The organism is Actinocatenispora comari (assembly GCF_017312725.1).
Classification (GTDB): Bacteria; Actinomycetota; Actinomycetes; order Mycobacteriales; family Micromonosporaceae; genus Actinocatenispora; species Actinocatenispora comari.
Genome location: NZ_BOPO01000150.1, coordinates 68,689 through 91,428, shown reverse-complemented (window position 1 = coordinate 91,428; position 22,740 = coordinate 68,689). Strand labels below are relative to the sequence as shown.

Sequence of the window (22,740 nt, the reverse complement as noted above, 5' to 3'; positions counted from 1 at the left end):
TGGTCGGTGGTGCTGGCGTCTCGCCGGCGTCATCGTCGGGAACTGCTTGACACGGTCGTTCGGCTAACCCTAAGGTCCCTGACTTGTAGGATATCCCTCAGGTTGGGAGATGGGTCAATGCGGGTTGCCGGCTCCGGACGTCTCCGCCCCGCCACGGCCGAACCGCACCCGGTCGAGGAGCATCCCGGTGAGCCGGCGTTGCGGATCGACGACCTGGTCGTCGAGTTCGCGACCCCCGCCGGCACCGTCCGCGCCGTCGACCACGTCACGTACCAGGTGGCGCGCGGTGAGACCCTGGCGGTCGTCGGCGAGACCGGCTCGGGCAAGAGCGTGACCGTCCTCGCCGCGCTCGGGCTGCTCTCGGCGGGCAACGTCCACCGGGTGTCCGGGCGGGCCGAGGTGGGCGGCCAGGACCTGCTGGCATTGCCGGCCCGGGAGCGCCGGACGCGTCTGGGCGCCGACGTCGCGATGATCTTCCAGGACCCGATGTCCGCGCTCGACCCGGTGCAGCGGGTCGGTGACCAGATCGCCGAGGCGCTGCGTGCACACGACCGCGCGCTGACCGCCCGTACGGCGCGGGCCCGGGTGCTCGAGCTGCTCACGCAGGTTGGCGTGCCGCAGCCCGAGATCCGGTACGACCAGTACCCGCACCAGTTCTCCGGCGGCATGTGCCAACGCGTCGTGATCGCGATGGCGATCGCGAACCGGCCCACGGTGTTGATCGCCGACGAACCGACCACCGCGCTCGACGTCAGCGTCCAGGCGCAGATCCTCGAACTGCTGCGGCTGGCCGCCCGCGAGACCGGGGCGGCGACCGTGCTGATCACCCACGATCTCGGCGTCGTGGCCGAGATGGCCGACCGCGCCGCGGTCATGTACGCGGGGCGGATCGTGGAGACGGCACCGGTGGCGCGGATCTTCGGCCGGCCGCAGCACCCGTACACCGCCTCGTTGTTGGCGTCCCTGCCGCGACTGGACCAGCCCCGGGGTCGACTCCGGGCAATCCCCGGCCAGCCTCCTGACCTGCGGGAACGTTCGGCCGGGTGCGCGTTCGCGCCGCGCTGCCCGATCGGCGGCGACCTACCCGAGTGCCGCACCGAACGGCCGTTGCTGGTTCCCCGCGACGACGGTGCGGTGGCCTGCCACCACGCCGGCCAGGCGGTCACCCTGCTGCCGCAGCCCGGCGCCCGGCCGTCAGCCGCGCGCCCCGACGACGCACCCGCTGTCGTCGAGGTCGCCGGGCTGGCCAAGGTCTTCCCCATCCGCCGGGGCCTGCTGGCCCGTACCGTCGCGACGGCCCGTGCCGTCGACGGCGTCGACCTTCGCATCGGGCAGGGTTCGACCCTCGGGCTGGTCGGAGAGTCAGGCTGCGGCAAGTCGACGCTTGCCAGGTCGTTGATCAGGCTCCTGGAACCGACCGCGGGTTCGATCCGGATCGACGGCGCGGACCTGCTGCGGGCCAACGGCCGTCAGCTGCGCCGGCTGCGGCAGCGCGTGCAGATGGTGTACCAGGACCCGTACTCGTCGCTGAATCCGCGCCTGTCGGTGGGCGACAACGCCGCCGAGCCGTTGCGCCTCGCCGGAGTCCCGCGCACCGAGCGGCGGCGTACCGTGCTCGAACTGTTCGAGAAGGTCGGGTTGCGGCCCGAACACGCCGACCGGCTGCCCGCGGAGTTCTCCGGCGGGCAGCGGCAGCGCGTCGCGATCGCCCGTGCGCTGGCACCCGGCCCCGCGCTGGTGATCTTCGACGAACCGGTGTCCGCGCTGGACGTGTCCGTCCAGGCGCAGGTACTCAACCTGCTCCGCGATCTGCAGGACGAGACGGGCGTGGCCTACCTGTTCGTCAGCCACGACCTCTCGGTCGTGCGGCAGATGGCCGACACGGTCGCCGTGATGTACCTCGGGGCGATCGTGGAGACCGGCGCCGCCGGCCAGCTCTATCGCCGGCCACGGCATCCGTACACCAGGGCGCTGCTGGACTCGATCCCGGTGCCCGACCCGTCGGTTCGCCGGTCCCGGGTCCCGCTGACCGGTGATCCTCCCGATCCGACCGCCGCGACGACCGGCTGCCGGTTCCGCAGCCGCTGCCCGCTGGGCCGCGACCGTGCCGCGTGCGCGGATCGTACGCCGGAGCTCCGGCAGGTCGACGGGCGCTGGACGGCCTGTCACTTCGCCGAGGAGGTGGCCTGATGACGACCCTGTCGATGGCGGCCGAGCGGGTGCGGGCGCGCTCGGGCGCGCGCACGTTCCTGTCCCGGTACGCCCGGTCCCGCTCGGCCGTGGTGGGGGCGATCGGCCTGCTGGTCATCGTGGTCTGCGCGGTCGCGGCACCGTTGCTCGCCCCGTACGGCCCGACGGCCCAGTCGGCCGGCTCGCTGCTCGGCCCCAGCGGCAGCCACTGGCTGGGTACCGACGATCTCGGCCGGGACATCCTGTCGCGCGCGATCTACGGCGCCCGGGCGTCGTTGACGGTGGGGTGCGGCTCCGCCGCGCTCGGCGCGCTGATCGGCGTCCCGCTGGGCGTGGTCGCGGGCTACCTCGGGCGCTGGACCGACTCCGTCTCGATGCGGTTCGTCGACCTGCTCCTCGCCGTACCGACGGTGCTGCTGGCACTGGTGATCACCGCAGTCATCGGGGCGAGCCGGATCAACCTGATCGTCGCGATCGGCGTCGCCGCGATACCGCAGTTCGCCCGCCTGGCACGGGCCGCGACGTTGAGCATCCGGGACCGTGACTTCGTGGTCGCGAGCCGCGGAATGGGTGCGACCACGCCCGACACCATGTTCCGTACCGTGCTGCTGAACCTGCTCGGTCCGATCATGGTGCAGCTGGTGATCACCGCGTCGTTGGCGGTGGTGGTCGAGGCGGGCCTCAGCGTCCTCGGGCTCGGCGTGCCGCCACCCACGCCCTCGTGGGGCGGCATGCTGCAGGAGGCCCGCGGCTACCTCTACCAGAGCCCGACCTTCGGGGTGTTCCCCGGTCTCTGCCTGGCCATCACCGTGTTCTGCATGGACCGGGTGGGGCACGGCCTGCGAATCGCCGTCGGCGTCGAGAGCGCCGGTGCGACGACCAGGGCGGCGATCTGATGTCCGCCTATCTGCTCCGCCGGGTCGGTCAATTCCTCGTCGTGCTGGTGCTCGCGTCCATCGCGGTGTGGGCCATGGTGTACGCGTTGCCCGGTGACGCGGCCACGGTGCTCGCCGGCCCGGACGCCAGCGGCCCCCAGATCGCCGCCACCCGGGCCCGGCTCGGCCTGGACAAGCCGGTCGTCGTGCAGTACCTCCTCTGGGTCAAGGGAGCGGTGACCGGCCACCTCGGCCAGTCCTTCTACTCCGCCGACTCGGTGTCCCACACCCTGGCCGAACGCATTCCGGCCACCGTCCAGCTGGCGGTACTCGGCATGCTGCTCGCGCTGCTGATCGCGATCCCGATCGGCACCCTCATCGCGTTGCGGCCGCGGTCGCTGCTCGCCCGGCTGTCCCACGGCTACCTGACGGCCGGGCTGGCGATCCCGTCGTTCTGGCTGGCGCTGTTGCTGATCATCACGCTCGCGGTACGCACGCACGCGTTGCCGGCCACCGGCGACTACGTCAACTTCTGGCAGCACCCGGTGGCCGCCCTGCGCTGGTCGATCCTGCCCGCGATCGCCGTCGCGGTACACGGCTCGTGCATCATCGCCCGGTTTCTCGCGACGTCGCTGTCCGAGGTGATGCAACGCGACTTCATCCGGACGGTGCGGGCCAAGGGCGTCCGCGAATCGCGGGTGGTCATCCGACACGCGATGCGCAACGCGGCACTGCCCACCGTGACCGTGGTCGGCATCCAGCTCGGCAGCCTGCTCGGCGGAACCGTGGTCATCGAGGCCCTCTTCAACTATCCCGGCCTCGGTCGGCTGCTCTACACCTCGATCGGCCAGCGCGACTACGCCGTGGTGCAGGGCGGCGTGCTGTTCGTGGTGGTCGTCTTCCTGGTGCTCAACCTGCTCGTCGATCTCCTCTACGCCTACCTCGACCCTCGTATCCGTCTGGCGTGACTTCCTCGGAGGTACCTGTGACCGAACTACCTCGACTCAGTCGTCGCTCGCTGCTGGTGTCCGCCGGTGTCGCCGGAATCGCCGCCGCGACACCGGGTCTCGCCGGCTGCGGAGCCTCCGGCGACCCGACCGGTGGTGCCCACGGCGACCGGCTGACGCTCGGCACCACGCAGATCATGCAGTTCGACCCGTACCAGACGAACTCGGCGCTGCACATCCACTCCTTCTACAGCTACCTGATCGACTACGCGCCCGGCGGCTACCGGACCGTTCCGGCGGGCGCCGAGAAATGGGCGATCGGATCGGACTTCCGATCGGTGACCATCACCCTGCGGGCGGCGAAGTTCCACGACGGGCGGGCGATCGGCGCCGAGGACGTGGTCGCCGGGGTCAAGCGGGCACTGGACCCCAAGGACGGGTTCACCCTGGTGCAGCCCAGCGAGTTCATCAAGAAGGCCACCGCGGTCGACAAGCGGACCGTCCGGATCGACTTCCACTACGCGGTGGCCGAGGGCATCGTGCTCGACTGGATGTTCTCGTTCCCGCTCGTTCCGGCCGACCACAACAGCGGTGCGGCACTGGCGAACAAGCCCGCGGGCTCCGGCCCGTTCCGGCTGGTGGACTACGACCCGAACCGGCGGCTGCGGCTGTCCCGGAACCCCCACTACTGGGACAAGGGCAAGCCCCGGCTCAAGGAGATCGAGTTCCGGTTCTTCCAGGACGACCAGGCGATGGTCTCGGCGCTGCAGTCCGGTGACGTCGACGGCGCAACGTATCTGGAGTTCAACGACGTCGCCCAGCTCAAGGACCAGTTCACCGTCGCGCAGGGCAGCGGCCGGATGGACATCTTCTTCATGAACGGTGGGATGCCGCCGTTCGACAACGTCAAGCTGCGGCAGGCGCTGGCCCGGGCGATCGACCGCGAGAAGATCATCAAACAGGTCAGGTTCGGCATCGGCGACCCGGTCTACGCGCCGATCATGCCGGGCTCGGCCGGCTTCGACAAGTCGTACCTCACCTCGCACGCCTTCGATCTCGACGCGGCCGCGCGGCTGCTGAAGAAGGCCGGCGGTGAGCGCACCGCCACCGCCGCGGTGAGCAGCGATCCCGGCGCCAGCCAGATGATGCAGATCATCCAGGACGACTTCAAGAAGATCGGCTTCGACCTGACACTCAAGCCGATGGAGGCGACCGCCTTCCTCAACGACCTGTTCGCCGGCAAGCTGCAGTGCTGCGTCGCCAACCAGCCCAACACGCTGCAGAGCCCGGGGCTGGTGGCCCGGGGCCGGGCGATGCTGCCCAGTCAGGACAACGTGATGATGAAGAACCAGGTACCGCAGAGCTACATCGACGCGGTCCACGCCTGCAACACCGCGACGACCACCGCCGCGCAGCGCGACGCGTACGCGCAGCTGAACAAGGTCATCGTCGACGGTGCCTGGGCGGTGGGGATCGCCACCAAGAAGTCGCTGGCCGGGCTGCGCAGGCAGATCTCCGGTTATGCGGTGGATCAGCGCGACTACCTGATCCTGGACAACCTGCGCACCCACTGACGACGGAATCGAGAGGACAACCCATGGCACAGCTGGCCTTGGACGCGCACGGTTCGGTGATGGCGCTCGCGACCGCGGCGTTCACCCCGTTCGACCAGGACGGGAGCGTGGCCTGGCAGACCATCGAACGGCAGGCCGACCAGTTGGCCGGGTGGGGCTGCGCTGCCGTGTACGTCGGGGGTACGGCGGGCGAGGGGGCGTCGCTGACCCGGGACGAACGGCGGGAGCTGCTCGAACGCTGGTGCGCAGCCGCCGGTGGTCGGATGCAGGTGATCGCGCACGTCGGGCACACCAGCCAGCGGGAGGCGGCGGCACTGGCCCGGCACGCGCAGGACGTCGGCGCGGACGCGATTTCCGCAGTACCCCCGTACTTCCACAAGCCGGCCACGCCCGCCGAGCTGGTGGACTTCCTCGCGCCGATCGCCGCCGCGGCCGGGGAACTGCCGTTCGTCTACTACCACATCCCCGGGATGACGGGGGTGCACATTCCGGCGAGTGCCGTGCTGGTCGAGGCCATCGAGCGGCTGCCGACCTTCGCCGGCATCAAGTTCGCTGCCGGCGACGTCGCGGACCTGCAACGGTGTCTGGCGCTGGCCCGCGACGAGTACGAGTTGTACATCGGCAACGCGCAGCTGATCCTGGTGGCCGCGGGGCTCGGCGTCCGGGCCGCGATCGGTTCGGTCTACAACTTCGCCGCCCCGCTGTACCTGCGGCTGCTCCGGCACGTCGCGGCGGGCGAGCTCGACCAGGCACGGCAGTGCCAGCGGTTGGCCCAACGCACCATCGAGACGGTCGGCGGGTACGCCGGCGAACTGCCCGGGTTCAAGGCCGCCGCCGGGCTCACCGCCGTCGACTGCGGCCCGTGCCGGCCACCGATGCCGAGCCTCGACGACCGGCAACGTGACGCGATGGCCGATGCGCTGGGCGCCATCGGTTTCCTGGATCGGCACCCGTCGTGACCGCCCCGGATGTGGTGCTCATCCAGGCCGACCAGTTGCGCGCGGACTGCCTTGGCGTGACAGGGAATCCGGACGTGCTGACACCGCACCTCGACGGGTTGGCGGCGGACGGGACGACCTTCACCGAGGCGTTCTGCCCGTACCCGGTGTGCACGCCCTCGCGCTACTCGCTGCTGTCCGGCCTGTACCCGCACCAGCACGGCGGGCTGGACAACCACAGCACGCTGGCACCCGGTATCGACACCATCCCGCGGGTGCTGCGGCGGCACGGTTACCAGACGACCGCCGTCGGCAAGATGCACTTCACGCCGACCTACCTGGACGTCGGCTACCAGCGGATGATCCTGGCCGAACAGCATGGTCCGGGACGCTACGACGACGACTACCACCGGGATCTGCGGGCTGCCGGGCTGGCCGACGTGGTGGATCTGACCGACCAGGAACTCACCGTCCGCCCGGACGCGCCACCGGCGTACTGGGACTCCTTCGGCACCGGCACGTCGAACCTGCCGGACGAATGGCACTCGACCACCTGGATCGGTGACCGGGCGGTCGAGGAGATTCGGGGCTGGGCACCGGACACGCCGCAGCTGCTGCACGTGTCGTTCATCAAGCCGCACCACCCGTTCGATCCGCCGGCCGGGTGGGCCGATCGGTACCGGCCCGAGGAGCTGACGCTGCTGCCCGGATGGCGCGCGGAACTGCCGTCGGCCGACCGGGCGTGGCGGCAGGCGTACTTCGACCACGACCGGTTGGACGAGCAACGGCTGCGGGCCACGATGGCGGCGTACTACGCGACGATCAGCCAGCTCGACGAGCAGGTCGGCCGGATCGTCGCCGCGCTCCGGGCGCAGGGCCGGTACGAGTCGAGCACGATCGTCTTCACCGCCGACCACGGCGAGTACCTCGGCTTCCACCACCTGCTGTTGAAGCACGGTCCGATGTACGACGCGGTGCTGCGAGTGCCCCTGATCATGAAACTGCCGGGGAACCAACGGGCCGGCCGCCGCACCGACGCGCTTGCCAGCACCGTCGATGTCGCGCCCACCGTGGCGGGCATCTGCCGGACCGGCCACGACCCACGCCTGCCCGGGCGGGATCTGACCGACACGGCGTCCCGCCGGACCCACGTGTTCGCCATGACCCGCGATCCGGACCCGGCCTACCTGGTCCGCTCCGCGACGCACAAGCTGATCACCACCGCTGCCGACGAGATGCTCTTCGACCTGCGGTCCGATCCGCTGGAGCTGCGCAACCTGGCCCGTGATCCGGATCCCGGCGCGATGCCCGAGCTGCGGCGGGCCGCCCTGCGCTGGCTGCAGTTCGACGCGCCGGTACCCCCGTACGTGGATGAGAGCGCCGCCGTGCTCGACGCCCCGAACGTACCGGATCCCGACCCGGAGGCGCGCCGGGAACACCGCGACTACTTCCTTGCCGCGGTGCGGGAAAGCCGCACCGAGTGACCGATCGAACGGAGGGTCTCGCATGTCGATTCGCACGAGCCGCGGGCTGGTCGTCGCGGCGACCGTCGCCGCCGGCGTGATGGTCTCCACCCAGTCCGCGGGCGCCCGGCCGGCGGCCGCGGACGCCACCGGACGCAACGCCGACACGAACCCGGCGATCAGCTACAGCACCGTGTTCTCCCGCGATCAGGACGGCTACAACAGTTTCCGCATCCCCTCGATCGTACGAACCGACGACGGCACGCTGCTCGCGTTCGCCGAGGGTCGCGTCGACAGCCCCTCGGACAACGGCAACATCGACGTGGTCCTGAAGCGGTCCGTCAACGGCGGTAAGACCTGGGGGCCGCTGCAGGTCGTCGACGACAACAACGACGACAAGTCCGGAAACCCGGTGCCCGTCGTCGACCGCCGGACCGGCCGCATCATCCTGAACACCACGCACACCGGCGGCCACGAGACCCTGCAGACGATCACCTGCGGGCAGGCCACCGTCCAGGACACGCGACGCCCGTTCATCCAGTACAGCGACGACGACGGGCGCACCTGGTCGACGCCACGCGACATCACCGACGAGGCGAAACTGCCGACCTGGCGACACTTCGTCGGCGGACCCGGCCACGGCATCCAGCTGCAGCACGGCTCGCACCCCGGCCGGCTGGTGATCGCCGGCGACCACTCGATCACCCCACCGGCCGGCATGGACTGCACCGACCCCGGCGTGTTCGGCGGCCAGGCAATTTACAGCGACGACGGCGGTACCAGCTGGCACGTCGGCGGCGTCGACGACGCCTCGGTCACCCATCCCAACGAGAGCACCGCCGCCGAACTGCCTGACGGAACGGTCTACTTCAACACGCGCACCGGCAGCACGGCTCTGGTCGGCCGCGCGGACACCACGAGCCACGACGGCGGGACGAGCTTCGACCACTCCTACCGGCCGGTGCACGATGTCGTCGCCGCCCAGGTGTCCTGCTCGGTCCTGGCGATGGGCGACCGGCTCGTGCTGTCCGCGCCGAACCACGCCACCAGCCGTGAACGGATGACGCTGTGGTCGAGCACCGACCGAGGCAGGACCTGGCGGCAGGGCCCGTTGGTCTACGCCGGGCCGTCCTCGTACTCCGATCTGGTACAGCTCGGCGCCAGGGACCGTTCGATCGGCGTGTTGTACGAGAACGGCGACCGGGTACCGACCGACACCAGGGTCACCTACGGCCAGCGGATCACCTTCGCCCGCGTTCCCACCGGCCTGCTGAACAGCCCACCGCCGGCACCGGCGCGTACCCCGGACGTCGGCCCCGGCCACCACGACGCCGTGGTCAGCGGAGCGCCGCAGCCGGTGGGTGGTCGGTTCGGCGGCGCGTTGCACCTGGCCGGCGACTACGTCGAGGTGCCGCGCACCCCCGAGCTGCTGTTCGGGCACAAGCCATTCAGCGTGGCCGCGTGGTTCCGGACCAGCAGCACCCGCAAACAGACCGTCGTGTGGGCCAACGGTACTGGCAACCAACCACAGTGGTCGGTGCAACTGCTGGCGAACCAGACGCTGCGGGCGACGATCAACGGCGACAACGTCAACGCCGCAGGAGACTACGCGGACGGCGCATGGCACCAGGTCGTACTCACCCGCGGAACCAACGCGGTCTCCCTCTACATCGACGGAACGCTCGCGGCACGCGGCGCGGCGGTCCAGGGCTCGGTGTCCGACGACAGCGTCGGCGGCATCCGGTTCGGTGCCCGACTCGATGGCATCAACGATCCGCTACTCGGCGACCTCGACGACAGCTGGCTCGCCGACCAGGCGCTGACCGCCGACCAAGTACAGCGGTCGTACCTCGACAACACCATGCCCCCGGATGCGACTGTCCTGCACATGCCGATGGAGAGGATTCATCGCTGAGTCATCCCTCGTTCTGGTGCGGGAGCGGAGCTTCCGCCCGGTCGGGTACCCCGTCCGGTCGGCGCTCCCCGGTACGCGACCGGCCATGGTCCGGGCCTAAGGCAGGTGAGCCTGTACGTGTCGGGGCCGCAGGCTGAGCCGCAGGGGCTTCTGCCATCGGAACTGAGCAGTTGGCTGTGGTGCCAGTGGCTGGGCGTCAGCTTCGCTGAGTAGGTCACCAAGGAACGGTGTCTCCGAATCGATCGAGGTAGGCCAGGCCGGGCTGTCCGAGCCGGGAGATCAACAGATCGACCAGGATCGGGGTGCTCTCCTCGATGGTGTAGGGCGCTTCTGCTCCGCCGAGATCCGTCCTGATCCAGCCAGGGGCCACAAGCAGGTACGCCCGGTCCGCTCCTCCGGAAGTCGAGGCTTGCCGGGCTACGAAGCTGCGCATCGACATGTTGAGCGCGGCCTTGCTGGCACGGTAGACCTCACGCCCGCCGGCGGTGTTGTTGGTGATGCTTCCCTGGCCTGACGACATCGCCGCGATCAGGCCGCCGGGTGCGACCAGATGCTCCAGCGTCTCGATGACGCGCATCGGGCCGAGCACGTTGGTGGTCATCACATGGAGGAAGTCGGCGGGTGAGACCTCGCCGATCGGAGTCTGTTGCGCGGCCGTCGTGCCGGCGTTGAGCAGGAGTATGTCGATCTGGGCGCCGTCCTGGCCGTGCGCGAGGCGCTGGTGGAGCGCGGTGAGCTCCTCGGGTTTGTTCATGTCGAGGCGTTCGACGCTGACCCGCCCCGCAGCATGATCGGACAGCTCGTGCAGCGGCGTGCGCACCGTCTCGTCTCGAACGGTGCCGATGACGCGCCAGCCACGGGTGGCGAATTCGCCGGCCATGGCGTGGCCGAGACCGCGTGAGGCGCCGATGATGAGGACGGTGTGAGTCATCGATACTCCTGCTCGGAATGGTCGCGGAGGCTCGTGAGCGGGCTTGGCGCGGTCACGATGCCACCACAATGCCATCCGATACGCGCTGATCCATTGCATCTGTCGACGGATTCGTCGGATTCCGGCTGGCGGACCTCACCCTGACACCGACGGCGACGCTAGGAACTGACCCTGCGTGGTTTGAGGTCGACGGCTCAGACGAGCTTTTTCAGGAGCGCCGGCAGCCGACCAAGCAGAGCGCGCTCGTCGTCGTCGAGGCGCTCGAGGATCGCCGCGGCGAGGACATCGCGGCGTGCCTGTCGGTCCCGTTCGAGGGCCTCGCGGCCTTCCCGGGTGAGGCGGATGAGCACGGCGCGGGCGTCGGCGGGGTCCGGCTCACGCACGACGAGGCCACGCCGCTCGAGCTCGCCGAGGCTGTGACTCATCGCCTGGTGACGGACGTTGCGGTGCGCGGCGAGCTGCGCGATCGTCTGTGGCCCCACGGCCTCGAGCCGGGTGAGGCTCTCGGCCCGGGCGCGCGGCAGGTCGTCGGCCTGGGCTCGGGTGCGGCGGATGAGGCGCCCGATGGTGAGCCGCAGTTCTTCGGCGAGTGCCGCGGCGTACTCCTGCTTCTGCTCCGATGTCTGTTCACGGATCTGCGGGGCCATCGTCACAGCTCTATCGTCTCGTCGGGCGAGAGCTGGTGCAGTGCGGTCCCGGCCGGGCCGGCCTCGCCGAGGAGCATCTGGACCGAGCGCTGTCCGATCTCGCTGAGCATGATGTCGTGGATCGGCACGCTGCGCCTGGGGGCTGCGGCGCGGATGAAGTCGATCGCGCGACCCATGTGGGTCCATGGTCCGCTGGACGGGACGAGCAGGGTCTCGATCGTGGTGCCGGGAAGGTGGTAGGAGTCGCCGGGGTGGTAGATCGCGTCGGCGACGACGTATCCGACGTTCTCGGGGACCGGAATGTCGTCGTGGATGACCGCGTGTGTCTTGCCGGTCACGCGGATCGGCACGCCGCCGATCTCGAATCGGTCACCATCGCCGACGGTGCGGAGTCGTTCGGTGTCGGCGCCGAGCTTGCGCAGGGCCTCGACGACCGAGGCTGGACCGAAGACCGCCAGCTTCGGGCGAGTGGCGAGAGCGGCAATGACCGCGTCGAGGTCGATGTGGTCGAAGTGGTCATGGGTGACCAGGGCGGCGTCTGCCCGGGCGAGCAGGTCGGCAGCATCGGGAGTGAACACGCCGGGGTCGATCAGGAGGCGGGCGTCGTCGTGCTCGATCGAGACACAGGCGTGGGCGTGCTTGGTGAGCTGCATGGTGCGTCCTTCGTCGTGGATATACAACATGATTGTATACCCAGGTCTGCCCTGCGGCGAGTCCGGCGCGTCAGAAGGCGATGAACGCGGGCCTGAGCGCGTCCTCGGCGGTCGATCTTGATGGGGGTTCGCCTGCGTCGGGGGTGAGAATGCGTAGTCCGGGAAGGAGCCGCGGGTGACCCGAGGTCGGCGGTCACGGCGACGATCGGGCGGGCCGAGGCGCGCCGTACTCATCCGCGACTGTCATAGCACCACGCTTCGTCGCGGAGCCGGGCGAGCTGAACAGCCAGACGACTCCGGCGCTACGGCGATCGGGAGTCCGGACAGCAGCCTGGTCTCCACTGCCGAGCGTGACGAGAGGCTGCACATCCGGGAGCTGCCTAGAGTCCCGGTGCCAGTGATCGGTCCTTGCGCCACGACGAGCACCGTCTGCCGATCACCGCGGGCCGAGACCGCCAAACGGGCTTTGTGCGAGCGCATCCCGTTGACGTGACGTGGCTTCGGAACCGTAAGCTCGCCATCGATACGCGTGACGTTCTCAAGCAGGTAGCTTGACAATTGCGCCCAAAGTGATCTGGCGATCGAGTCGCATGCTGTAAAGCCGGTCTCTTTCAGAGGTCACAAACTCCAGCGCCGGACCGCCGTGACCGGCGAGGATCGCGCAGTTCCCCGGAGGGGTTGGCGGTGTCGATGGTGCGGCAGGTTCTCCCGGTGGTGCAGTGGCGGCAGGGACGCGCACCGGGCGCGGGACCCGGTTTCATGATGTGGCTAGCGTGGTGGCCCACGCCACCTTGTGGGACGGCGACCCGGCGGCCTTCGCCTACCCGGACGACTACGCGCGTCAACAGGCTGCACCCGGCGAGTTCGAGGTGTGTTTGGCCGCGGCCTACATCACCATCCTCACCGCACACCTGACTGCCCACGACCGGCCCGACGACGCTGACACCCTGTTCGACCAGGCCTCCGAGACCATCGCGGCGCACTGTGTTCCTTGGCTACGAGGAGGTCGGGGATGCGCTCCAATTCGGCTACTTCGCCTGCGCTGCAACGTGACCGCCCGGGACGCCGGTACGCTCACCTAGAACGAAGCATCCTGCAATGGGGGATCCGGTTGCATCTGATTCCGGTGCCCGAGCGGTGCCCGAGACGCTGCGGCATCGCCTGGCACTGGGCGACATGCGGCGGCATCGGAACTTGAACGCGTGCTAGAGTTTCGGCAGGTCTGGCCTACTTTACTTGTGGCCCAAGGCATCCAGCCTTCCGACTTCGGATCAGAGGGTTGGGGTTCGAATTCCTCCGGGCGCACCCATGCTTTACCCAATCAGGATGCCGTTCAGAGCGTTCGAGCCATCCTCCCGGGCAGTCTCCGTGTTGCAGACCCCCATGCGGGTTCGGTGCCCACTTCGCAGGAGTGCCCGGGGGACGGATCTCATATCGTGGTACAACGCTGGAGATGTGCGTGCTCTCGGCGGTTGACGTGGCCGATCGGTGGCCGTTGCCGGTCGGATGGGACTGGCGCGGCGGTCGCCATCCACGACGACACGCACTGATTGAGCCAGGTCGAGTATCACGTGGAACGGGCCCCCTGGGGGCCGGGAGCGTGCTGGTCGGCGACAAGGGCACCCTGGGCATCGACGTCTCGGTGGTCAAGCGATCTGGCTGACGCCGACTCGGTTCAGGTAGTCCGGCACGGCAGTCGTGCTTGCGCCGGGTGCGCGCAGCGCGAGGTAGCCATCGGGCCGCACCAGGACGAGGGTGTCTCCGGTGACGCCGTACGCGGTGCGCGCGTGCCCGTCGACGTCCACCAGATCGGCACCGCTGCCCGGCGCGCCGATCGACACCGGCTCGATGAGTCGACTGTGGGCGGCGTCCGCCAGTGCACCGGCGCAGGAGTCGCCGAAGCCGAGCAGGGTGAAATGCGGGCCGCGGAAGGCGTCGAACAGCCGCCGTGGCGTACCGGAGCGGTCCACGCAGGGCGCGTCGGGCGCACGATCACCGGCGCGTGGTCCGTTCCCGGCGTCGCCGTCGACGGACAGCGAACTGGACGGGTAGCCGAGCCGGAGCTGCTGGCCGTCCCGGTGCGCGCCGTCCGTGATGTCCGCGCTGCCACCGTCGACGAACCGCTCCGCGACCCTGCGCAGCCCCTCGGTACTCGCGCCGAGCGTCCACGCGGCGACCGGGAGCCGCTCCTCCTCGTAGCTGTCCAGCATCGACTGCGGAGCGCCGGAACACACCATGGCGAGCTTCCAGCCGAGGTTGTACGCGTCCTGGATGCCGGTGTTCATGCCGAGGCCACCGGCCGGCGGGTGTACGTGCGCCGCGTCGCCGGCGAGCAACACCCGGCCCACCTTGAACCGGTCGACCATCCGTACGTTCACCCGGTACGTGGACAGCCAGGTCGCCTTCGAGAGGTGGATGCCGTGTCCGCCGGCGAGATCGTCGACGATCCGCCGGAAGTACGGCAGCGAGGGTTCGGGGACGCCGCCCTCCGCGCCGAAGTCGCGCAACGGTACGGCCTGCAGTTGCCAGGACCGCTCGTCGCGGAACGGGCACAGGGCCAGAAACCCGCGCCCGCGGACGGTCCACTGGTACCAGGCGTCCGGTTCGAGCCCGTCGAGCTCGACGTCCCCGAGCAGCATGGCCTGTGCCCTGCTCTCGCCCTCGAAGCGCACGTCGAGTGCCTTGCGCACGGTGCTACGGCCGCCGTCGCAGCCGACCAGGTAGCGCGCAGCTACCTGCTCGCCGGTATCCAGCACCGCATGCACACTGTCCGCGGACTGGCTGAACTCGGCGACGCCTGCGGCCAGTTCGACCCGCACGCCCTCCTCGGCGAGCCGCGCGCGCAGGATCCGCTCGATCCGCCACTGCGGGATCAGCAGCCCGCCGTCGTAGGGCCGATCCGGTGTGGGTGACCGCTGGGCGTGCGGGTCGTCCTCGGCAACCAGATCACCATCGACGTACCGCCGGTGTGGCAGGTGGCGAAACCCGTGCTGCAGCGCCTCGTCGGCGACACCGAGGTCGTCCAGTACCTCCTGGGTGCGTGCGGTGAGCCCCTTCCCGCGCGAACCGGGGAAGTGCTCGGCAGCTCGGTCGACGATGCGCACGTCGACGCCCCGGCGGGCCAGCTCGATCGCCAGCGTGAGCCCGGTGGGTCCGGCGCCCGCGATCACGACGTCGGTCACCGGTCCCCGCCCTGGCGCACTCCCGGCGCCGATGTTGCCTGCATGCTCGCCATCACGCCCTCCCTGATCCCGTGCGGTCACTGAGGCGATCGGCGGTGACGCTAGCCGGTTTCCGCACAGGGTGTCTCGTGCTGGAGGTGGAGATCGGGGTGGATACCTGCCCTGGGAAATCTCCAACCGCGAACCGACGACACATCCGCGGCGATGTTCGTAGCGTCGTCGTCAACGGTTGTGCCGTCGCGAGAGTGACCACCGAAGGAGCGCCACCCATGTTGATCGGATCCCTGCTGGCAGCTGTTGGCCTGTTGTCCGGTGCGCCCACCGCGGTGTGGTTGACCGTGGCTGTCCTCGCCGTGGTGGGCGTGATCGCCGTCAAGATGCTACGGCGCCGACGGCGTTGACCACCGCCTGGCACTGGGCGACATGCGGCGGCATCGGAACTTGAACGCGTACTGGAGCTTCGGCAGGTATCGGCTACTCCTGCTGTGCCCCAACGGATCGCCGACCGCCGGGAGCGTACCGCGGCGCTACCAGCTCAGGTACTGACCGGACTGCGGTCGCAGGAGTTCGTCGACATGGCGCCCAGCTGGGAGCGGACGACCTTGCACCGACTTGCTCCTGCACCGGGCCCGAGCCGGCTACCGGTCCGCCACCGCCCGGCCCATCCTGGTGACCGCGTCGGTCAGGATCGTCGGTGAGGTGGCGAAGTTGAGCCGGACGTGCCCGCGGCCGCCGGAACCGAACACATGACCGGAGCTGAGCGCCACCCGCGCGTGCTCGAGAAAGAAGCGGGCGGGACCGGCGAGTTCGCTGACCACGCCGGGGCCATCGGTGGCGTCAGGCTCGGTGAGCCCCAGCTCGCGGCAGTCCAACCAGGCGAGGTAGGTGCCCTCGGGAGGACGGTGGCGCACCTGCGGGAGGTGCTCGGCGATCAGTTGCCCGAGCAGGGTGCGGTTGGCGTCGAGGCCGGCCACCAGGGCGTCGAGCCAGTCCCGTCCATCGCGCAGCGCGGCGGTGTGGGCGAGGATGCCCAGATGGCTGGGGCCGTGGCTGACCTCCTCCGGCATTCGGGCCAGCTCGGCCGCAGCGTCTGGGCCGGCGACCGCCAGCGCCGCCTTGAGCCCGGGCAGGTTCCACGCCTTGGATGCGGAGGTCACCGCGAACGCGTCCTCGGCTCCCGGCACGCTCAGGTACGGGGTGAACCTGGCGCCGGGCAGCACCAGCGGGGCGTGGATCTCGTCGGCGACCACCCGCACCCCGTACTGGCGGGCCAGCTGTGCCACCCCCGCCAGCTCGGCCTGGGTGTGGACCACCCCGGTCGGGTTGTGCGGGTTGCTCATCAGGTACGCCACCCGGCCACCGTGCTGGCGTGCCTGCGCGAACGTTTCGCCCAACGCCGCCGGATCGATGCGCCCGTCGGCCCCCAGCCGTGCTTCGACCACGCGACGCCCGTCGTGGCCGACGAACGCGTAGAACGGTGGGTATACCGGTGGGTTGACCACCACGGTGTCGCCCCGGTCGGTGATCAGCCGCAGCACCTCCACGATGCCCAACATCACATCGGGCACGATCGCCGTGCGCTCGACCGCGAGGCCCTCCCAGCCCCAACGGTCCGCGGCGAAGCCTGCGAGTGCCTCGGCATAGGCGGTTCCGTAGGGGTAGCCGGTGTCGCCGCGGGTGATGGCGGTCTGAAGCGCGTCGACGACCGGGGCCGCCAACGGCACGTCCATCTCGGCCACCCACAGCGGCAGCACATCAGCGGGATGCGCACGCCACTTCATGCTGGTCCGCTGACGAAGTTGCGCGACCGTCAACTGCGCCAACGGATTCGGCTGGTTGCCGGCCATCGAACTGGGCATTCGCCGCTCCCTCCAACGGGGATCCTGGTGTGGGGCCGACACTTTCACATCGCCGGCTGCGTCATGGGTGTTGTCGGGGTTCGTCGGGTGGGCTGGCACCAGACCAGGTAGCGCAGCAGTGGCCGGGGACGGTGATCGGCCCGATCGTCGCCACGCTGCGGTGCCCTGATCGCGGTCGTCCGGTCACCGGGTGGCGAGGTAGATGGTGTTGGATGACTCGCCGCCCTGCAGCGGGTTGGGGAAACTGACCACGTGCGCGGTCGCGGTCGCGAAGACTCCACCGAGCATCGCGGTGACGGTCTGGGCGGGCGGGTCGTTCGACCACAACGCGAAGACGCCTCCCGGATGCAGGTGGTCGGCGAGTCGAGCAAGCCCTGCCGGGGAGTAGAAGCTGGCGTTGGCTGGATCCAGCAGGTGGTCGGGGGAGTGGTCGATGTCGAGCAGGATCGCGTGGAACCGTCGGCCGGGCTCGGCCGGATCGAACCCGTCCCGACTCGCGGCCATCGAGAAGAAGTCACCGTGCACCAGCTCGCAGCGCGCGTTCTCGGTCAGTTCCGCGGCGCCGGGCAGCAGGCCACGGCGGTGCCAGTCGAGCACGGGTTCCAACAGCTCGATCACCCGCAGCGAGCGCACCCGGGCCTCGCGTAGCGCGGCGCGTGCGGTGTAGCCGAGGCCGAGGCCACCCACGACCACGTCGAGCTGGTCACCGGCCACCGCCGCCAGCGCCCGATCGGCGAGCGCGATCTCGGCTTCGGTGAACAGGCTCGACATCAGGTACTCGTCGTCGAGCTTGACCTCGTGGATCTCCACCCGCAGCATCGGCTCGATCCGGCGCCGCAGACTGACCGCTCCGATCGGTGTCTGCTGCCAGTCCAGTTCGGCGAAGTGTGCGCTCATCGGCCACCACCGCTACTCGTGTCGGCACCCGACAACCCCGGAACGACAGTGGCGCTGCCCCTGCTCGTCATGTTGTCTCCCCCAACGATGCTTGACCGGTCCACCAGGACTCCTCGTCGTTGCTGCGGATCGCGCGTCTTCCTTCAAGGGTGGACGGGCCCCACCTGGGCGGCTGGAGCGGGGCCGTGCATCCCAACGCCGGGACACGTGGCGGAAGCAGACCAGCGTGTCGGGGACGCGCGGCCGACCACCAGGTTGGGGTCTGAGGCGCCGGTCGAGCCAACGCTGCTCCCCAGCTTAACCTAACGTCAGAGTAGAGTGAGACGACGGCTCGGACAGGTGCGGGGTCGACAGGTGGCGGCCGTCACGCCCGCGTCGAGCCCTACTGTTCTGGCAGCGGATCGTCGGCGCGGGTGAGGTGGGGATGGAACGGGCGCACATGCAGATCGGGGAGGTCGCCGAGCGCACCGGCCTGTCGCTGCGCACGATCCGGTGGTATGGCGAGGTCGGGCTGGTGGTGCCCTCGGCGCGCAGCCGGGGCGGGTTCCGGCTCTACACGGACGCCGATGTCGAGCGGCTGAACGTGATCAAGCAGATGAAGCCGTTGGAGTTCAGCCTGGAGGAGATGCGCGATCTGCTCGGGGTGCTGGATCGGCTGGCCGACACCGAGGATGCGCAGGCTCGTGCGCTGCTGCGGGATCGGCTGGAGATGTACCAGCACGCGGTGACCGCCCGCATCGACGCGTTGCGCGAGCAGCTGACCACCGCGGAACGCTTCGCGGGTCAACTGCGCGCCGCGGCAGGCCGGGACGCCCGCCGTCGGAGCACGCCGCGGGTGAGTGGAGAGTCCGCCGAGGGCGCGAGGAAGGACGAGCAAAGCCGGTGACTGCGACCATGGCAGCCCATGACCACGGCGTACGGGCGGAGGCAGCGCGGCGGCGTACGTTCGCGGTGATCAGTCACCCGGATGCCGGCAAGTCGACGTTGACCGAGGCGTTGGCGCTGCACGCGTCGGCGATCACCGAGGCCGGGGCGGTGCACGGCAAGGGCGACCGGCGGGGGGTGACCTCCGACTGGCTGGCGATGGAACGCGAGCGCGGCATCTCGATCACCTCCGCGGCGCTGCGGTTCGAGTACGCGGGCATGGTGTTCAACCTGCTGGACACGCCCGGGCACGCGGACTTCTCCGAGGACACCTACCGGGTGTTGGCCGCGGTCGACGGCGTGGTGATGTTGCTGGACGCGGCGAAGGGGCTGGAGCCGCAGACGCTGAAGCTGTTCGACGTGTGCCGGCACCGCCGCCTGCCGGTGATCACGTTCGTCAACAAGTGGGACCGGCCCGGCCGGGAGCCGCTGGAGCTGTTGGACGAGATCGAGCAGCGGATCGGGTTGCGCCCCACGCCGCTGACCTGGCCGGTGGGTGTCGCGGGCGACTTCCACGGCGTGCTGGACCGGCGTCGCGGCGGCTTCGTCCGCTACACCCGCACTCCGGGTGGTGCGACCCGCGCCGCCGAGCAGCTGGTCAGTGCCGAGCAGGCCGAGGCCGAGCACGACACCGCCTTCGCCGTCGCCCGCGAGGAGCTGGACCTGGTCGCCGCCACCTGCGGCGACTTCGATCCGGACAGCTATGCCGCCGGTGCCAGTACACCGGTGTTGTTCGGCGCGGCGCTGCCCAACTTCGGTGTTCGGCAGTTGCTGGACACCGTCGTGGAGCTGGCGCCGGCGCCGGCGCCACGCCCCGATGCGGCCGGCGCGACCCGCCGGTTGGACGCCCCGTTCGCCGGGCTGGTGTTCAAGGTCCAGGCCAACATGGATCCGGCGCACCGGGACCGGATCGCGTTCGTCCGGGTGTGTTCGGGTCGGTTCGAGCGCGGCATGGTGGTCACGCACTCGGCGACCGGTCGGCCGTTCGCCACCAAGTACGCGCAGCAGATCTTCGGGCAGGACCGGGCGGTGCTCGACACCGCCTTCCCCGGCGACATCGTCGGACTGGTCAACGCCGGGTCATTGCGTGTCGGTGACGCGCTCTACGACGGCCCGGCGGTGCGGTACCCGCCGATCCCCAGCTTCGCACCGGAGCACTTCGCGACTGTGACCGCGCGGGATTCCTCGCGGTACAAGCAGTTTCGCCGCGGGGTCGAGCAACTGGACTCCGAGGGCGTGGTGCAGGTACTGCGCTCCGAGCAGCGCGGCGATCACGCGCCGGTGCTGGCCGCGGTCGGGCCGATGCAGTTCGAGGTCGCCACCCATCGCCTCGAACACGAGTTCCGCGCCCCGGTCCGGCTCGACCGGCTCGGGTTCTCCCTGGCCCGCGCCACCGACGTGGCCGGCGCCGAGGCGCTGCGGACCACCTCCGACGTCGAGGTGTTCACCCGCGGCGACGGTGCGTTGCTGGCGCTGTTCCCGACCAAGTGGCGGCTGCTGAGTCTGCAACGCCACCACCCGGACATCCGCCTCGACCCGCTGGTCGCCGGCACCGAGTGACCCGGTTCGGGTCTCCTCCCGGCAGTCACCGCTGACCCGCACCTCGGCCGGGTGAGGAGGGCGCGACGTTCCGATCCGGCACGCGGGCCTACCCACCGGGGCGGCGCCCGCGGCGTGGTCGCGGTCATGACCTCGACCGGCTCGTGGGCAGGGTCCCGGTGAGCGTCGACACAAGATCCGCTCCGGAACCGGAGTCCATCCACTGACCTCCCCCGCCGTGGACATGTTGGTGGCTGGGGCAAGCGGCGTGGCCTTCTCGGCCGGGACGCCTCTCCAGCGTCGGCGCGGTGCGCTCGGGTGTCGAGGGTCGGCGCCACCGGCCTGGCGCTGTGACCGAGGTTCGGCTACCGGGGTCGCAGGCCGGTGAGGCTGCGGTCGAGGATCCGTGGGATGTCGCCGGCGTCGAGGTCGTCGGTGCCGAACAGGAGCCGGAAGTACACGACCGAGTAGAGCATCTCGGTCATGGCCCGGGTGGGTATGTCGGCCCGCAGCTGGCCGGCGGAGATGGCCGCAACCAGCCGTTTCTCGCACAGCCGGGTGCGGGGTTCGATGATGTTCTCGCGCAGCGCGGCGCCGATCGACGGGTCGCTCTGCGCGTCCGCGACGATGCCGCGGAAGACCGCCCCGATCGGGCCCTTGAGCAGCCGGATGACCTCGTTGAGCTGCTGGCCGAGGTCGGCCGCGACGTCGCCGCTGTCGGGGAAGTCGATCGCCTCGCCGACGAAGTCGTTGATCGCCTCCAGGGCCAGGGCGGCCTTGGACGGCCACCACCGATAGATCGTCTGCTTGCTGACCCCGGCCCGGGCGGCGATGGCCTCGATGGTGACCTGCGCGTACCCGCGGTCGCCGACCAGCTCGATGGTCGCGTCGAGGGTTGCGCGCCGGGAGCGTTCGTTGCGGCGTTCGGGATTGGGTGCGGGAGTCATGGCGACAGTCTAACGGAACGAGACGTCTCGTGTTGACGCGCGGGCCGGGCTGATTTACGCTCTCGACAGCAAACGAGACGTCCCGTTCCGTTGAGACGGGGCGACTCCTGTCCTGGTCGCGACGACCGAGAACGGAAACGCCGATGAACCTTGTCCAGGCACCGATCGAGACCGGGACGCTGGAGGTCCCTGGCGCCAGCCTGTGCTACCAGGTCCGGGGCACCGGGCCGTTGCTGCTGATCATTTCCGGTAGGCCCACCGACGCGGGAGCGCTGGTCGGGGTGGCGGCGTGCCTGGCCGACCGTTACACCGTCGTCACGTACGACCGCCGCGGCCCGCTTTCCGGGCCACCCGTCGACACCGACGTGGCGTCGGCGGGCGACGATGCCCACCGGCTGCTCGCCGCGCTGGGGACCGACCCGTCGTACGTGCTGGGCAACAGCGGCGGCGCGCTCGCCGGCTTGCACCTGGCCGCCCACCACCCCGACCAGGTGCGCGAACTGCTCGTGCACGAACCTCCGCTGCCCGGACTGCTGCCCGACCGCGACCGCTGGCGCGCCGCGTTCCAGGACGTCCACGACACGCGCCGGACCGGCGGCGCCGCGACGGGCAAGTGCGTCGGCACCGCCGGTGGTGGCGGCGAGCCTCCCGTGCTGCCCGACCCGTCCGTGCTGCCCGACCCGTCCGTGCTGCCGCGAGCTGCCGCGGCAGGTGGGGTTCGCGGCCACGGCAACCCGGACTACTTCCTGGCCCATCTGTTGCTGCCGGTGCTGCGCTTCGCCGCGGACATCGCCGCTCTACGTTCCGGCCGCGTCCGGGTCATCGTCGGGGTCGGAACCGCGTCCGGAGATGGCGTCCCGGCCCGATCCGCCCGGGTACTGGCCGAGCTGCTCGGCGTTCGCCCGATCGAGTTCCCCGGCGACCACCAGGGACTCGCCGCCGAGCCGGCCGCGAGTGCCGACGTCATCCGTGCCGTCCTGCGCTGAGCTCCCGCGCTCACGGGAGCCGCGGTACGCATCCGGCACGAGCGCGCCGCGAGGCTCGGGTGTCCACGGGTTCTACCGACCCGACTGTCGACGCGAGCGGCGCCCGAGACCCGCGGCACCGCCTGGCACCGGGCGCCTGCCGCGGCGCCGACTCCCGACTGTCTACCGGGGTTTCCGCAGGACTCGGCTACTTCCGTTGTGGCCCAACGAATCCAACACCTTCCTGAGCGACCGGGCGGACGAGTTCCGCCCCGGCCGGGCAGCTTCGCCGAC

At 70.2% G+C, this 22,740-nt stretch carries 19 protein-coding genes; 12 read left to right on the top strand and 7 right to left on the bottom strand.

The window, feature by feature from the left end; all coding sequences use genetic code 11:
- The first annotated feature begins 6 nt into the window (after nt 1-6).
- From NUM_RS35890 to NUM_RS35860, 7 genes are read left to right on the top strand one after another with little or no spacing between them, the layout of a single operon-like run.
- A complete protein-coding gene (locus NUM_RS35890; RefSeq protein ID WP_207126874.1) occupies nt 7-2,190 on the top strand; it encodes a dipeptide ABC transporter ATP-binding protein in 2,184 nt (727 codons plus the stop codon).
- Nucleotides 2,190-3,086 carry an ABC transporter permease gene (locus NUM_RS35885; RefSeq protein WP_207126875.1) on the top strand — a complete coding sequence of 299 codons (897 nt, stop codon included), beginning with the start codon at nt 2,190-2,192 and terminating at the stop codon, nt 3,084-3,086. Before NUM_RS35890 ends, NUM_RS35885 begins: the two co-directional genes overlap by 1 nt.
- The gene (locus tag NUM_RS35880) at nt 3,086-4,033 is read left to right on the top strand and encodes an ABC transporter permease (protein WP_207129396.1); all 948 of its coding nucleotides are present in this window, start codon (nt 3,086-3,088) and stop codon (nt 4,031-4,033) included. The genes NUM_RS35885 and NUM_RS35880 overlap by 1 nt, the downstream gene beginning before the upstream one ends.
- A 17-nt stretch (nt 4,034-4,050) precedes the next feature.
- Nucleotides 4,051-5,586 carry an ABC transporter substrate-binding protein gene (locus NUM_RS35875; protein WP_207129395.1) on the top strand — a complete coding sequence of 512 codons (1,536 nt, stop codon included), beginning with the start codon at nt 4,051-4,053 and terminating at the stop codon, nt 5,584-5,586.
- A gap of 23 nt (nt 5,587-5,609) precedes the next feature.
- Nucleotides 5,610-6,545, top strand: a complete 936-nt coding sequence (locus NUM_RS35870) for a dihydrodipicolinate synthase family protein (RefSeq protein ID WP_207129394.1) — start codon at nt 5,610-5,612, stop codon at nt 6,543-6,545.
- Nucleotides 6,542-8,008 (top strand): sulfatase family protein, encoded by a 1,467-nt coding sequence (locus tag NUM_RS35865; RefSeq protein ID WP_207129393.1) that lies wholly within the window; start codon nt 6,542-6,544, stop codon nt 8,006-8,008. Before NUM_RS35870 ends, NUM_RS35865 begins: the two co-directional genes overlap by 4 nt.
- A 22-nt stretch (nt 8,009-8,030) precedes the next feature.
- Nucleotides 8,031-9,902, top strand: coding sequence for a sialidase family protein (locus NUM_RS35860; RefSeq protein ID WP_207129392.1), 1,872 nt, complete (start codon nt 8,031-8,033; stop codon nt 9,900-9,902).
- 214 nt (nt 9,903-10,116) lie between these two features.
- Here NUM_RS35860 and NUM_RS35855 read toward each other — a convergent pair whose 3' ends face one another.
- The 3 genes from NUM_RS35855 to NUM_RS35845 all read right to left on the bottom strand — a co-directional run bounded on the left by NUM_RS35855 (nt 10,117) and on the right by NUM_RS35845 (nt 12,133).
- Entirely contained in the window at nt 10,117-10,833 is a 717-nt protein-coding gene (locus NUM_RS35855; RefSeq protein WP_207129391.1) for an SDR family NAD(P)-dependent oxidoreductase, read from the bottom strand.
- Nucleotides 10,834-11,027: 194 nt separating this feature from the next.
- Nucleotides 11,028-11,480 (bottom strand): MarR family winged helix-turn-helix transcriptional regulator, encoded by a 453-nt coding sequence (locus tag NUM_RS35850; RefSeq protein ID WP_207129390.1) that lies wholly within the window; start codon nt 11,478-11,480, stop codon nt 11,028-11,030.
- Between the two features lie 2 nt (nt 11,481-11,482).
- Nucleotides 11,483-12,133: an MBL fold metallo-hydrolase gene (locus NUM_RS35845; RefSeq protein ID WP_207129389.1), complete on the bottom strand. Its 651-nt coding sequence runs from the start codon at nt 12,131-12,133 to the stop codon at nt 11,483-11,485.
- Between the two features lie 773 nt (nt 12,134-12,906).
- Between NUM_RS35845 and NUM_RS35840 the strand changes: the two genes are divergently transcribed.
- Nucleotides 12,907-13,215, top strand: coding sequence for a hypothetical protein (locus NUM_RS35840; RefSeq protein ID WP_207129388.1), 309 nt, complete (start codon nt 12,907-12,909; stop codon nt 13,213-13,215).
- A gap of 564 nt (nt 13,216-13,779) precedes the next feature.
- Here NUM_RS35840 and NUM_RS35835 read toward each other — a convergent pair.
- Nucleotides 13,780-15,315 carry an FAD-dependent oxidoreductase gene (locus NUM_RS35835; RefSeq protein WP_207129387.1) on the bottom strand — a complete coding sequence of 512 codons (1,536 nt, stop codon included), beginning with the start codon at nt 15,313-15,315 and terminating at the stop codon, nt 13,780-13,782.
- Between the two features lie 128 nt (nt 15,316-15,443).
- On the opposite strand from NUM_RS35835, the gene NUM_RS35830 reads away from it, so the two are divergent.
- A complete protein-coding gene (locus NUM_RS35830) occupies nt 15,444-15,716 on the top strand; it encodes a hypothetical protein (protein ID WP_207129386.1) in 273 nt (90 codons plus the stop codon).
- A 237-nt stretch (nt 15,717-15,953) separates the two neighbouring features.
- Here the strand turns inward: NUM_RS35830 and NUM_RS35825 are convergent, their stop codons facing one another.
- Together NUM_RS35825 and NUM_RS35820 are read right to left on the bottom strand one after the other, a co-directional pair.
- Nucleotides 15,954-17,174, bottom strand: a complete 1,221-nt coding sequence (locus tag NUM_RS35825; protein WP_207129385.1) for a MalY/PatB family protein — start codon at nt 17,172-17,174, stop codon at nt 15,954-15,956.
- 183 nt (nt 17,175-17,357) lie between these two features.
- Nucleotides 17,358-18,071 (bottom strand): polyamine aminopropyltransferase, encoded by a 714-nt coding sequence (locus NUM_RS35820; protein ID WP_207129384.1) that lies wholly within the window; start codon nt 18,069-18,071, stop codon nt 17,358-17,360.
- Between the two features lie 439 nt (nt 18,072-18,510).
- Here NUM_RS35820 and NUM_RS35815 point away from each other — a divergent pair, with 439 nt between their 5' ends.
- Together NUM_RS35815 and NUM_RS35810 are read left to right on the top strand one after the other, a co-directional pair.
- Nucleotides 18,511-18,957 carry a MerR family transcriptional regulator gene (locus tag NUM_RS35815; protein WP_207129482.1) on the top strand — a complete coding sequence of 149 codons (447 nt, stop codon included), beginning with the start codon at nt 18,511-18,513 and terminating at the stop codon, nt 18,955-18,957.
- A gap of 8 nt (nt 18,958-18,965) precedes the next feature.
- Nucleotides 18,966-20,555, top strand: coding sequence for a peptide chain release factor 3 (locus tag NUM_RS35810; protein WP_207129383.1), 1,590 nt, complete (start codon nt 18,966-18,968; stop codon nt 20,553-20,555).
- A 344-nt stretch (nt 20,556-20,899) separates the two neighbouring features.
- Here the strand turns inward: NUM_RS35810 and NUM_RS35805 are convergent, their stop codons facing one another.
- A complete protein-coding gene (locus tag NUM_RS35805; RefSeq protein WP_207129382.1) occupies nt 20,900-21,481 on the bottom strand; it encodes a TetR/AcrR family transcriptional regulator in 582 nt (193 codons plus the stop codon).
- A 143-nt stretch (nt 21,482-21,624) separates the two neighbouring features.
- Here NUM_RS35805 and NUM_RS35800 point away from each other — a divergent pair, with 143 nt between their 5' ends.
- Nucleotides 21,625-22,467 carry an alpha/beta fold hydrolase gene (locus tag NUM_RS35800; protein WP_207129381.1) on the top strand — a complete coding sequence of 281 codons (843 nt, stop codon included), beginning with the start codon at nt 21,625-21,627 and terminating at the stop codon, nt 22,465-22,467.
- The last annotated feature ends 273 nt before the right edge of the window (nt 22,468-22,740 follow it).